Origin of the sequence: Candidatus Pristimantibacillus lignocellulolyticus, from assembly GCA_023639215.1 — a bacterium.
In the GTDB taxonomy this organism is placed as follows: Bacteria; Bacillota; Bacilli; order Paenibacillales; family Paenibacillaceae; genus Pristimantibacillus; species Pristimantibacillus lignocellulolyticus.
In genome coordinates this window covers 2,831,708-2,845,626 of the sequence record CP097899.1, presented here as the reverse complement: position 1 = coordinate 2,845,626, position 13,919 = coordinate 2,831,708, and the positions used below count along the sequence as shown (strand labels likewise).

14 protein-coding genes are annotated in these 13,919 nt (G+C 36.9%); all 14 read right to left on the bottom strand.

The genetic code is table 11. The features are described from left to right. Positions 1–878: 878 nt before the first annotated feature. A complete protein-coding gene (locus NAG76_11900; GenBank protein ID URN92602.1) occupies positions 879–1,748 on the bottom strand; it encodes a formylglycine-generating enzyme family protein in 870 nt (289 codons plus the stop codon). Positions 1,749–1,900: 152 nt separating this feature from the next. Next, positions 1,901–2,536: a glycoside hydrolase family 11 protein gene (locus tag NAG76_11895; GenBank protein URN92601.1), complete on the bottom strand. Its 636-nt coding sequence runs from the start codon at positions 2,534–2,536 to the stop codon at positions 1,901–1,903. A gap of 420 nt (positions 2,537–2,956) precedes the next feature. Continuing rightward, entirely contained in the window at positions 2,957–3,445 is a 489-nt protein-coding gene (locus NAG76_11890; GenBank protein ID URN92600.1) for a small multi-drug export protein, read from the bottom strand. A gap of 71 nt (positions 3,446–3,516) precedes the next feature. Further along, the gene (locus NAG76_11885) at positions 3,517–4,821 is read right to left on the bottom strand and encodes an ABC transporter permease (protein URN92599.1); all 1,305 of its coding nucleotides are present in this window, start codon (positions 4,819–4,821) and stop codon (positions 3,517–3,519) included. After that, entirely contained in the window at positions 4,814–5,716 is a 903-nt protein-coding gene (locus NAG76_11880; GenBank protein URN92598.1) for an ABC transporter ATP-binding protein, read from the bottom strand. Before NAG76_11880 ends, NAG76_11885 begins: the two co-directional genes overlap by 8 nt. 18 nt (positions 5,717–5,734) lie before the next feature. After that, the gene (locus tag NAG76_11875) at positions 5,735–6,640 is read right to left on the bottom strand and encodes an ABC transporter ATP-binding protein (GenBank protein ID URN92597.1); all 906 of its coding nucleotides are present in this window, start codon (positions 6,638–6,640) and stop codon (positions 5,735–5,737) included. Between the two features lie 202 nt (positions 6,641–6,842). Next, entirely contained in the window at positions 6,843–7,229 is a 387-nt protein-coding gene (locus tag NAG76_11870; protein ID URN92596.1) for a GntR family transcriptional regulator, read from the bottom strand. A 25-nt stretch (positions 7,230–7,254) separates the two neighbouring features. Continuing rightward, positions 7,255–7,974 carry a hypothetical protein gene (locus NAG76_11865; protein URN92595.1) on the bottom strand — a complete coding sequence of 240 codons (720 nt, stop codon included), beginning with the start codon at positions 7,972–7,974 and terminating at the stop codon, positions 7,255–7,257. Positions 7,975–8,180: 206 nt separating this feature from the next. Continuing rightward, the gene (locus tag NAG76_11860) at positions 8,181–8,651 is read right to left on the bottom strand and encodes a DUF420 domain-containing protein (protein URN92594.1); all 471 of its coding nucleotides are present in this window, start codon (positions 8,649–8,651) and stop codon (positions 8,181–8,183) included. A gap of 23 nt (positions 8,652–8,674) precedes the next feature. Then, positions 8,675–9,592 carry a cytochrome c oxidase assembly factor CtaG gene (ctaG, locus tag NAG76_11855; protein URN92593.1) on the bottom strand — a complete coding sequence of 306 codons (918 nt, stop codon included), beginning with the start codon at positions 9,590–9,592 and terminating at the stop codon, positions 8,675–8,677. A 98-nt stretch (positions 9,593–9,690) separates the two neighbouring features. Next, positions 9,691–10,011, bottom strand: a complete 321-nt coding sequence (locus tag NAG76_11850; GenBank protein ID URN92592.1) for a cytochrome C oxidase subunit IV family protein — start codon at positions 10,009–10,011, stop codon at positions 9,691–9,693. A 4-nt stretch (positions 10,012–10,015) separates the two neighbouring features. Continuing rightward, a complete protein-coding gene (locus NAG76_11845) occupies positions 10,016–10,633 on the bottom strand; it encodes a cytochrome c oxidase subunit 3 (protein ID URN92591.1) in 618 nt (205 codons plus the stop codon). Continuing rightward, positions 10,630–12,474, bottom strand: coding sequence for a cytochrome c oxidase subunit I (ctaD, locus tag NAG76_11840; GenBank protein URN96820.1), 1,845 nt, complete (start codon positions 12,472–12,474; stop codon positions 10,630–10,632). Before ctaD ends, NAG76_11845 begins: the two co-directional genes overlap by 4 nt. 79 nt (positions 12,475–12,553) lie before the next feature. Next, positions 12,554–13,609 carry a cytochrome c oxidase subunit II gene (coxB, locus tag NAG76_11835; protein ID URN92590.1) on the bottom strand — a complete coding sequence of 352 codons (1,056 nt, stop codon included), beginning with the start codon at positions 13,607–13,609 and terminating at the stop codon, positions 12,554–12,556. Between the last annotated feature and the right edge of the window lie 310 nt (positions 13,610–13,919).

The window sequence follows — 13,919 nt, the reverse complement described above, 5'->3', positions numbered from 1 at the left end:
GCGACAAAAAGTGAAAATGTAGGAACAGAAAAAAATACAATAATAAATATTGTTTTTAGTAATACTGGTAATTTGAATACGCATTTAACTAGTATTAAATAAACAATTGGTATTAATATTGCTAATGTCAGATATATACCTGCTTCAATAGGTTTGACTTCCGACCAAAACGCCCCTGTGCTTGTAAATTTATACATCAATACTAACCAAAAACAGACAAAACCTATAATCATGGCAACACCATTTAAGAATGAATTCATAGTTAGTTTCACTCTCTTATTGAAATGTATACAGCTAAAATATCATTTTCACTTTCTACTCTCACTTCTATATATAAGGTAAATACCCATTATATTGTGCAATCATAATTAAATAAGGAAAAAAGAAACTTATAATTAAAATAATTGTTTTTATGAATATAGGTAATTTAAATACATATTTAACTAGTATTAAATAAACGATAGGTATTAATATTGCTAATGTCAGAAATAGAGCTGCTTCAATAGGCCTGACTTCCGTCCAAAACGCCCCTGTGCTTGTTAATTGATACATCATTACAAAGCAAAAACTGATTAAACCTATAACTATAGCAGCAATATTTAAGTGTAAATTTTTTATTAGGAACACTCCCATCACGAACCAAAAACACTTATAATTGGTTATAAATTATTGATTATAGATAATATCGACATACAGTAGATTACTTTTAATACTTTTATTGTTAATTACATTTATTTTGTTATTCTATCGATGCAATAGAAACGAGCCTTAGATTCGTATCTAAGACTCGTTTCTCGTTGAAGGAGTCACATCTTACTCTCCTATCACATATTGAGTTTTCCAAACGTTGACTTAGCCTATAATAATTATTATGATTATTAATCACTTCGACTCACACGAAAACCTTGATCAGGCCCAAATCCATTCGACTCGAACTTACCTCGAAAAGATACCGCATTGTTGCTAATATCTCCTATCCAGCCGCCGCCCTTCACAACTCTGTATAAACCGCTTTGAATATTTTCATCTTCATACCAATCCCATACCCATTCTCTTACATTACCTGACATGTCATAAAGTCCAAGCTCGTTAGGTTCCTTTAAACCTACCGATTTTGTTTGATTATTATTGCTTTCTATAATAGGCCAATTCCAATCTCCATTTAAGTAGTTATCTCCTGCATTTTTCCAATACCATGCTACTTCATCTGCTTCATCACTTCCACTGTATGTGTATCCATCACTCATTTGACCCCCACTTGAAGCATATTCCCACTCTGCTTCGGTCGGCAAACGATATCCATTGGCTCCCTCATTAATCGTTACATTCCATTTCATATTATCGTATTCACTTTTATTTTTCGGATCTTTTTTCTTCTTGTTTATATTGTAATAAGGCTTTAACCCCTCTTGTGTGCTTCTTTTATTACAGTACTCAATAACGTCATACCAGCTTACCATCTCAACAGGTAAACTTTCGCCTATGAATTCTGAGGGATTACTTCCCATTATATCCATCCACTCTTTTTGAGTCACTTCATGTTTGCTTATATAAAAGTCAGATAACGTTACTTCTTTCTCATAGAAATTAGACTTTGTATTCAAGAACGTCCCGCCTTTGACGAGCACAAAGTTATCTTGTATTACAGGCTTTTCATTCTTTGCAGCATTGTTTGTATCCGTTCCTTTTGAACAAGCGCTAGTAACTACGATAATAGAAATGATAAGAAAAACGAACAATTTTCTCATTGAAATATCTCCTTTAAATAAGAGGAAGCGTTATTGTGTGTAAAATAGAAAGGTCGCCGGGTGTGAGACCGGCAGACCTTAGCAATACAAATGAAAACTTATTCTATACAATTAAGTTCGTCAAGTGCTCTCAATTACTATCGCTTTACCGTTTACCAAACCGTTACGTTAGAACTACCACTACTTTGATAACCTTCTGTCGCCATAACCTGGTAAGACCAACTATACCCAAGATGCATACCAACATTTTTCCACGCGTTAACATGGTTTCCAAAAGTTATAGCAACATTGCTACCTGTCGGTCTTTTGGACTGTCGTACACTCCAGTACTGAGTGAAAGTTTGTGTACCGTCAATGGAAGGTGCATTATAGCGAGTCGTAGTATATATATCATAGGTGCCACCATCACTGTTCACGCTACCTTTATACGTTCCAGTAGGTCGATAAGTACCCCAACTATCGACAACGTAATATTCAATAAGTGAGTTTCTTGTCCACCCGTAAAGAGTCAGATATCCATTGCCTGATGGAGCCCAAACTCCTGCATTATAATAGACTGTCCGAGTTGGTGATCCAACATTCCATCCTTTACCAACAACAAAATTACCGGTATTACTCCAGTTTACACTGTAGTTACCACCAGCTCCGTTTGTTGCATTTACTGTTCCACCACCGTCAGTCCAATTCTGATAGTAATCTGTCGCTGCACTTGAAGATGCACCAATCAAACCAAAACTCATTGAAGCTACAATCGCTAAACTCAAGAATGTCTTTTTGAACTTAAACATAATCATCCTCCTATAATACTTAGATTTGATACTACCTACCTACCAGCTGTAAGTTGTTTCTCTTGAAGTAGATTACTTATTTGTTTCATATTCTGTGAGCTTCTAATTGTGCCTCCTTTCTATGTAGATTATATAAAGTAAACGCTTACATAACATTGAATTAATTAAAGATTTGCCTATACTAATTAAATATAATTCAAAAAAATGGTAATATTAAACCACTTAAGAATTACATAGTTATCATATTCTCACCAAATTTGGTTATGAAAGCTATAGGGGTTTCCAGCTAACGGCACTCTCTCTCCGTACCCTCCACATGAATCTTACTATACGAAAACCCCTTGATTCTTCCATAAGAATCAAGGGGTTTATTAAACATTCAAATATTTTCTTAAACAGTAGTATTGACCAAAATTAGCGTTAATACTTTACAATATTAATTCCTAACAGCACTAAAATTCCCATTCCAACAGCCCATACTACAATAGCAATCGTTTGCCAAATAATCACGTATCTTTTGGATGCACCTGACGCAATACATATTAAAGCAGCTAGATGATCCCCGATCAACAACGGACCAAGGAGTGACACTCCGGGAACACCAAACTTATGGAATAGTTTCTGTCCTCGTTCTAAACGTTTGTTTTGTTTTTCTTGTTTACGTTCAGATGTTTTTCTACCTTGTAACCACTGCTTAAAACGATCACTGGCCAGAATAACAACCATAACTGAAATCCAGTTTCCAACTATTGCAGCTACTATTGTCATCACTGCAGAGAATCCAATTGCAATCCCAACAGGTACTGCAAAATATCCTTCGATAAAAGGGATCATTGCCACAATCATAACCCCAATGAATTGTAATATCGGATTTGAATCTTGCAACTCTTGTAAAAATTGTTCTAACATGTTGTACCATCCTTCTTTATTGATGTATGCATGTCTCCTAGCAGTCCTTCATTTAAATATGGGTACATGAATTAGATTTTGTAAGCTTTCATTGCTTTACGAAGCTCTTTCCAGCTTGGGCGTTTACCGTACATCAATACACCAGTACGATAGATTTTAGCAGATAGCAATACCGTCAAGTAGATTGTAACGACTAGAATACCTAGTGATAACAATACTTCCCAAATTGGTGTATCAGTTAATCCAATACGTAATATCATAACGAATGGTGAGAACAATGGAATAAAGCTACAGATTTTCACTAGTAAACTATCTGGTGTAGAAATGCTGAATATTGCGATATAGAAACCAGCTAATGAGATAAATGTCATCGGCATTACCGCTTGACCTAAATCTTCAGTTCTACTTACGATAGAACCTAAAGCCGCATAAAGTGTTGCGAATAAGAAGAATCCAGTTAAGAAATACAGTACCGCAAATACGATTAGCATCGGATCAACTAGTGATAGATCAATATCGAATCCTGCAAGTACATTTTTATTATGTGGTAGATTAAGATTGATTAATCCAACGCCAATGTATAGAGCTAGTTGAGACAGAACAAGTAGGAACATACCTGTTATTTTACCAAACATACTTGTCAGTGGAGACACACTTGTAATGAGAACCTCCATGACACGCGAACTCTTCTCAGCTGTTACTTCCGCAGCAATCATCTGACCAGAGATCATAACCGCCATGAATAGGAAAATAATAATGAAATTAATTACAACCATATTTACGCCTTGCTCTGATGCATTTTTACCTTCTGCTTCACCTGATGTACCTGCGCCAATTTGTACAGAATCAATAACGATAGGCGCTTGAAGCTGTTTCCATTGATCATCAGTAAGACCTGACTGAGATAGGATCGTTTGTTGTCTAATGACTTGAAGTCCAGTTTCGATCTGAGAGGCAATCGAGAACTCCATTAACTTCTCACTCTTCACAATGATTTCTGGGAAACCACTATCCGTTACTTCACCAAATACGATATAACTGTATAGTTCACCATCATTCAATGCTTTCTTCAGTTGCTCTTCATCTTTAGTAGCATCGCCTGTAGAAGCAAACCCTTTGAATTCGAAACTACTATTACCACTAGCAGTAAAGTACTCTTGTAGCTGCTTACCTGTCGTTGCGGCTAATTCATTATTCGTACTTTGCGAATAACCAATTGTTTTAACTTTATCTTCTGAATCAAACTGATCAATAATAAATGGAATATGAACGACTGCTGAAATAATAAGCAAAAATACAATAGTAGAGATTAAGAAAGGTTTCCCTTTTAATTTATTGAATAATGTAAACCGAACTACCGTCATGAAATTATTCATGTGCTTCACCAACCGATCTAATAAAGATTTCGTTCAAAGTAGGTTCCTTTAATTGGAAATGTTGAATGTCTGACTGAGCCAATGCATGATTCAAAATGCGTTTTGCAACGTCTTCACGTTCTATTTCAATTTCAAGACCATTCTCATGACGATGAATTGCTTTCACACCTTCAATATGTTCAAGACCTGTTACTTCTTTGTCTGTGGAAAGTAACACTTTTTCTTTCGGGAATCTACTCTTAATCTCTTTCACATTACCTTTAACGACTTCATTCGAACGATGTAAAATAGTAATGTTACGGCATAACTCCTCAACATGTTCCATGCGGTGAGTTGAGAATACGATACTTGCACCCTCATCACGTAACTCTTTCACTGTTGCTTTCAATAATTCTACGTTAACAGGATCTAGCCCACTGAATGCTTCGTCCATAATAAGAAATTGTGGTTTATGAATAATAGCGGATATAAATTGAATCTTTTGTTGATTACCTTTCGATAATTCCTCAACACGTTTATTGTAATTTTCAGGAACACCGAAACGTTCCAACCATTCTTTCAAACTACGATCAGCATCTTTAGCTGACATACCCTTCAACTGCGCAAGATATACCAATTGCTCACTTACTTTAATCTTTGGATACAATCCACGCTCTTCAGGCAAATAACCAATATTGTTCAATAATGATTTGTCATATGGTTTACCGTTATATTGAATATGTCCTTGATCAGGATAGATAAGACCAAGAATCATACGCATTGTCGTTGTTTTACCTGCACCATTGGCTCCTAATAGACCATAAATTTCACCACGACCGACTTCAAATTGTACTCCGTTGACAGCTGTTTTGTCTGCATACTGTTTGTATACTTTGTTAATTACTAATGGATTCACAATTTCCCCACCTCTACATTAATTTGAAAAATGACCAACTTGATTTATATGTTGAAGCAGTATGTCATCAAGCTCTAAAAGCTGCTTCGTGTGAACTTTAATCCCTTTTTCCAAAAACCATTGCTCTGCTTCCCAAGCTTTTGAGATCATTACTTCAAGATGTTGACCGCTATTATTTTTATGCGACACATAGCCAGGAACATGCCTTATATCACCTAATTGCTTATCGCTACTTTCCACAAAATACGTCGCCCAACTTCGAAGCAATTCGTCTTTTTCATAAAAGCCTAGTATTTTACCATTATACTGGAATATAATGTAATCTGCTAATCTTTTAACTTCATCTACAATATGAGTAGCCATTAAAATAGTCTTATTGCCTGACTCCATATATTGATGTAAAGTCTCTATCATTGATTTCCAAGCAATCGGATCAAGTCCCGATGAAGGTTCATCTAGTATTAATAGATCCGGCTGATGCGATAATGCTAGACAGAGGTCAAACTTACGTCTAGTTCCTTTCGACATCTTTTTCAATGGAATATCATCTCTTGTGTTGAGCAGTGATAATAATCCTTGATACGTTGTTTCATTCCAATTTCTATACCATCTCGAGTTAAATTTAGCTTTATCTGAGCCTCGCATATATGCGTCATAGGAAGAGGGTAGCTCACGAACATAACCAATTCTTTGCTTTAATTCATCATCGTTCTCTAGTCCTAGCTGATGATCAAAAATCGTAATGTTCCCTTTGCTAGGTTTCATAAAGTTCATCAAGCAATTGAATAGTGTGCTTTTTCCTGATCCATTCGGACCAACAATTGCGGTGACATATCCTTCTGGAATAGATAACTGCAGTGGGCCAAGCGTAAATCTATCTCTCATCACTTTCATATCGGCAACGACAATCGCTTGTTTCTCCATCTCTATCCTCCTAAAACTTTTCATATCTACTTCGAGTAACTAAGCAATGAAAAGTTGCTTCGAAAGCATATAGCTAACTTTTCATATCTACTTCGAGTAACTTCTCAGCAATGAAAAGTTACATCGGAAGCATATACCAAACTTTTCATATCTACTTCGAGTAACTTCTCAGCAATGAAAAGTTACTTCGAAAGCATAAACTTTATAACTCATACTTTTGAATACGTTCCATCAGTAATTGCTCTAGTTCATCCTTGGAACATTGCACACGCCTCGCTGCTTCCATAAGTTGATCAATCGCTTCTAACACAACAGATTGTTTCTGATCTTCTCGAGACTGTTCTTCAACTAATGATACATAGGTGCCTGTGCCTTGCTTCGTTCGAAGTAACCCTTCAGTCTCAAGATCACTGTAAACACGTTTTATAGTAATAACACTACACTTCAATTGAGAAGCTAATTCTCGTATAGACGGAAGTAGTGTACCTGCAACCAATGTCCCGCTAATGATCAATGCTCTAAGTTGTACCTCAATTTGATAGTATAGCGGCTCTGCACTTTGCTCGTTGATTTGTATTGGAAGCCGCATTAATATTCACCTGCTTTGAAAGTAATCATATATTTCTTTTTCTGAATTTTGGAGTAATCATCTTATGGGCTATAAAAATTGAAGCTATAATAATGACTATACTAACAATTAATACGATCAAAGGTTGTTGTCTAGCAAATACGTCCAATCCATGTAGCAAACTATAATCAGCTAAACCATAGTAGAGCACTACTAATGCTAGAAATAAAATTGGATAAGTCCAACATATGATTGAATAAATTTTCAATGAGAACACCATTTCACAATATAGTAAAGCAAAATTCAGCACTAAAGATATCGCTAGTAATTGTAACGCATGTAACAGAAGAGGGAGAGGTTCAAAAGAAACATCGGTTAATACCATCGCCATAATCATTAACACATAATAAATTAAGATTGAAAGTATAGAGTAAAACGTAACACCAATAATTCTTGACCATACAAGTTGATCTTGCTTGATCGGTAATGTCCTCCAGTAGATAAGACGCTCTGCCAGTAAATCTCGCTTCATATCACCTATTGTATAAAGATGTGTTGCTATTAATCCTATCCCAGAAAAAACGATGAGCAGAAGGTACTCTGTTATTAGAGAGTCTAATTCTATCCCTTCTACAACAGCACCAATAAAAGAAGTGTAAGTAAATAGGGCTACATACAAAATGAAAACTATAAACGTTAGATTTTTCCATCTAGCGTTTTTTATATCCTGTTGAACGAGATATCTTACTCCTTGCCAGTAACTCATCAAACTTCCTCCCTCATTGCCTTTCCCTATCTTTTATGCGAAGTAGAGTGTATATACTGTATATATCTATATACACAGTATATACACACAAAATAACACTGTCAACACTTTCCACAAAAATTTTTTTCATATTTTTCCTTTTATAACGCAAATGATCCGAGAATAATTCCTTTTTGGAATATTCTCGGATCATTCTTTGTTGAGAACTATTGTCTGAACAATGCATCAATAAATGGCTCTGTATGCCCACCTGGATATAATAGGTATAGTAAGCAATATACCGTCACACCAGTAATAGCGGTTATGAACCAAATAACTGCTGTTACTCTACCAATCTTACGATGCTTCGAATACTTTTTCTTATAACCAAGCGTCAATGTAGTAATCCCAAAGACTGCTGCTACCGTCGCTAATACAATGTGGAAGAATAAGAAGATTAGATATATCGTCTTCAAACTATCTGGTCCACCCCAAGTTGTATTACCTACAAAAATAGTACGTGAAGCATAAATAATAAAGAAGATGATCGCTGTTATTGCTGCCCAGAACATCATTTTTTGATGTTCTTCTCGCTTCTTATTCAGTATTAATTTCCAGCCAATGGCAACTAGTATCGCACTAAGTGCAATAAAGAAGGTGCTAATTGCGGGTAATATTTCGAATTGATGCTGATCCATTGATTGACCTCCCCTAGTCTATCTTATTTATTTTGATTCACTAACATAGCATCTTTCAACAGCTTTGCATCAAGATCCTCTTGCTTATGTTCTTTGTTGAACCAGTCACGGAATACAAATCCAAGTAGTACGCCGTAAGTAACCTCTTGTACTAACTTCATAATGATTCCACCTGTTTGCTGGTCTTCAATGACAGTGAACATATTGAAAAATTGCGGACCTTCAAATTGCTCAAGTAAGAAGCTAGTATCTCCAGGTACGCAATACCCCATAGCTTGAACCCATACTTCAGGATCATTATAGATCGCGTACAATGAAGCATTCGTGAAAATAATAAGCGCACATGCTGGCGTAAGTAATACACCATTAGCGAAAATATAGGCCATCTTTTTCACATGCGCAAGCTTGGCCCACTCTTTAACAGGCGTAATAACATGCCACCACATCATAAATGCCATGATCAGCATCACTACGTAGTATATATTATGCACTGTGTAATGGGTCATAACATAGTCATGAATAACTGGGATATGATATACAGAAAATGTCATATTGAAAAGAATAAGCGTAACGATCGGATGCATAAGAAATTTAAACTTTTGCCACATAGGAGCTGAAAACACTTTTTTCCAAACAAATGAAGGAACTGATGCTAATACCATTGGAGGCACGATCAGATAAGAGATCGACATATTTACCATATGGAATGAGAACATGATATGCCCTAGTAAGCTGGATGGTCCACCATTCGTTATGTAATACAGTAGTGCTGCTGAAATAAATAAAGCGATTTGTCCACCTGATACTTTTTTTTCCATAGGATAATGTTTCTCACGCCATGGTCCTATTATGTACAAATAAGCGATAACGACTGCGATTGTAGCAAATAGAAACATCGGACTCCATATTGCTTGAAAACTAAAATATTGTAAGCCGAACATGTTAAAGCTCCTTTCTTATGCAACACATCATCGATAGCTACAAAATAAGAGGGTCCAATTAAGGACCCTCTTTCACTTAATTAGTTATTACTTCCATTCTACCATCTAGTCCAGTACAACGCCATAATAATACAAGTAAATACGACGATAACACCTGTTAATATCGCAATTATAGCGAAAGTGTGACCACGATCTTTCATATGCATCCAAAATGCCATCTGAACGAATACTTGTAGTATTGCAAGTACAACTAGCATGATGTAGATGAAATCAGTATTGATCTCACCAGCCATTACTAGAGCGAAAGAGATGAATGTTAACAGAATGGAAAAGATAAACGCAATAATATGCTTTTTGGAGCCTTCTGGCCTCGTTTGCTTCGCGTTTGAATGATTAGAAGTCGTTGGACTACTTGCCATTTTATTAACCCACCTTTCCCATTAAGTAAACAACTGTGAAGATGAATACCCAAACTACGTCGATAAAGTGCCAGTACATACCGAATAGGTAAACTTTCGGTGCTGTCGTTGTATTCAATCCACGTCTTGTCAATTGGAATAGAATCGATGCTGCCCATAATAGACCAAAAGCTACGTGAGCACCATGGAAACCAACCAAAGTGTAGAACGATGTACTGAATGCACTAGCTGTGAATGTATGTCCTTCATGTGCATAGTGAACAAACTCATAAATTTCTAATCCTAGGAAAGCAAGTCCTAGAAGCATCGTTACGATTAACCAATTAACTAATGCTTTTTTATTATGTGCATGCATCGCTTGTAGTGCAAAAACACTGGTCAAGCTTGAAGTAAGTAATAGTGCAGTTGCAAGAGCTACTAAGCCGAAACTGAATAATTCATTGCCTGTTATACCACCATTTACTTCGTTACGAAGTGTTAGATATGCAGCAAATAATGTACCGAAAAGTACTGTCTCACCACCAAGGAATAACCAGAAGGCAGTAATCTTATTACGACCCTCGAGCGTAGCTCTTTCTGGCTCATGAGGTAGATGATCTTCTACATGTGAATGTGAACTCATGATTTAACCCCCTGATCTTTTAGAATTTCGTCTTCTTCAATATGGAATCCATGATCATCAATCAATGAACGAAGTCCCATACATCCGAAAGTAATTAGCAAGCCAACGATACCTACCGCATGACCAACTGTAATGAAGCCTAGTGTACCCCACTCGCCAGAGTACATAAATCCAAATCCTGTAATGAACAAGCCGATACCCATAACGAATGGAAGAATAGAAGCATTTGGCATATGAATTGGTCCAATTGGTTCAACTGGAGTCATAGCTGTATTGCCTTCCATTTTTTCATGCCACCATGCATCATATCCACGAACAAGTGGAGTTTGAGCAAAGTTATATTCAGGTGCTGGAGATGCAATTGTCCACTCAAGTGTACGACCATCTTCCCACGGATCATTCGAGCAATCTTTAGGTTTTCTTAAAGTGATAACAATGTTGATAAGGAACAGTATTGTACCTACACCCATCATTAATGCACCGATTGTACTAATGAAGTTCATGTTATTGAAGCCCATACCGTCTAAGTACTGCCATACGCGGCGTTGCATACCAAGTAGTCCAAGGAAATGCTGTACGAAGAATGTTAAATGGAATCCAATATAGAATATCCAGAACGTTACTTTACCTAGTTTTTCGCTAAGCATACGTCCGAACATTTTTGGCCACCAGTAATGTAGACCCGCGAAGATACCCATAATCAAACCACCAACGATAACGTAATGGAAATGGGCAACAACGAAGTAAGAGTCATGATACTGATAGTCAGCAGGCGCTGCTGAAAGCATTACACCAGTAACACCACCCATTACGAATGTTGGTACGAAACCAATCGCATATAGATTTGCTACTGTGAATCTAATCGAGCCGCCCCACATTGTGAATAGCCAGTTGAAGATTTTAATACCTGTTGGTACTGCAATCAACATCGTAGCTACGGAGAACAATGCATTTGCTACCGGTCCAAGACCAGTTGTGAACATATGATGGGCCCAAACCATGAAGCCTAGGAAACCGATCAAAATTGTCGCAAATACCATTGAGCTGTAACCGAATAGACGCTTACGAGAGAATGTAGATATTACCTCGGAAATAATTCCGAACGCTGGCAATATCAATATGTACACTTCTGGGTGACCAAAGATCCAGAATATATGTTCCCAAAGTACGACATTACCGCCGGTTTGTGGATTGAAGAAATTACCGCTAAATAAACGGTCAAACATTAATGCTGCTAGACCAACTGTAAGAGCTGGGAAAGCGAACAGAATTAGAGCTGATGTAATAAATGAAGCCCAGGTAAACATCGGCATACGCATAAATGTCATACCAGGAGCACGCATATTGATAATGGTAGCCAGGAAGTTAATACCACCAATTAGCGTACCGATACCAGCAATTTGAAGTCCGATTACATAATAATCCGTTCCGTGATGCTGTGTGAACTGAGTTCCTGATAGTGGTGCATACATTGTCCACCCTGCATCAGGTACAGAACCAGCAATGAAGCTCACATTAAGTAAAAGTCCACCGAAGAAAAATGTCCAGAAGCCTAGTGCGTTAAGGAATGGAAACGCAACATCACGTGCTCCTAGCTGCAATGGAATAATAGCATTCATTAGAGCAAATATTATTGGCATTGCCGCCAAAAAGATCATTGTAGTACCATGCATTGTAATTAACTCATTATAAAACTGTGCAGTTACTACTTCCTTCTGTGGAAACATTAGCTGAATACGAATTAGTATCGCTTCAAGTCCACCAACTAGGAAGAAAAATCCCCCTGCAATCAAATACAATATTCCGATTTTTTTATGATCAACCGTTGTAAGCCAGTCCATTAGACCAGTACGACGTTTAATCGCATGCGCATTTGCATGAGCCAAGGTAGGTACCTCCTTTTACACCGATGATTGTAATTTATTCAAAGTCAAGCGTTAGATTAGATAGGTATTCTGCAATACCCTTCGCTTCTTCGTCAGTAAGCGTATATGCATTAGTCATTTTGTTACCTGGTTTGTAAGCTTCAGGGTCTTTTATCCAATTGTATAAGTTGTTATATAGAGTATCTTCGTGTTTATACTCTTTTTCGCCTTCTTCTACATTTATTAGAATACCACCGACGCTTTCACGTGAACCAATACCAGTTAAGTTAGGATATATGCTTTCGCTGCCATCCTGACCTATTGCGTGACATGTTAAGCACTTACTTTCAAATGCACTTGCAACATCCGGATCTGTTGGAAGTTCTACTGCACCAGTCATCGCAACTCCCCAACGTTCAAAGGAAGAAGGTTCAACTGCTTTAACTTTGAAATCCATCAAACCATGAGATGTTCCGCACAATTCCGCACATTTACCTAAGTAGACGCCAGCTTTAGGTGCTGAGAAGTACATCTTGTTGACGTTTCCAGATGGGTTCGTATCGATCTTACCCGCTAATGAAGGAATCCAGAACGAGTGCAATACGTCTGCTGTAGCAGCTTGAATAGAAATAACACGATCAGTCGGTACAACTAACTCTTGAGCCGTTGTAATTCCTAGTTCAGGATATTCAAATTCCCACCAGTATTGATGTGCAGTTACAATAACTTGTAAAGCTTCTGGGTCTTTTGAATAATCTTTTGATAAATTAAATACTGATTTTAATGTTGGTACAGCTAGAATAACTAGAATAATAATTGGAATAACTGTCCAAATTACTTCCAGTTTATGACTACCTTCCACTTGCTTAGGAATCGTATTGTCTCCCTTGCGTCTACGGAATTTGATCAAAACAAAGATACAAATCGCAAACACAACGATAACAACTAATGACATCATGGTAATTGAAATCTTCATCAAATTAAGTTGTTCTTGAGCAACAGGTCCTTGAGGATTAAGCGCTGACATATCCTCTCTACCGCAAGCTGACAGCACAAGCACCAACAAAGCCATCAGAGGCGCCAGGCGTTTTACAAATTGCCACCGTTTCATTAATAATCAACCCCACTTTTGACGTTTTCACAGCAGCCTTATGTATGTGGCAAATAGTCTGCTGCGTATAACACAGATGTTTCACAAATATTGCATTCTAAATCACTTTATTAAATATAAAGTTGTGACAACCTTTTGTCAATGTTCCACAGGAAGTTCACAAATTGTTCTTAAAGCTGTCATATACTAACGAAACTTCAACAATTGGAATTATATTACTTGATAGTAATATCCTTTTCTTACTTTGTATGCTAATAGTTAACGTTTCCAATTAGTATGGTCAATTATGTATGTGAAAGTAATGAATATT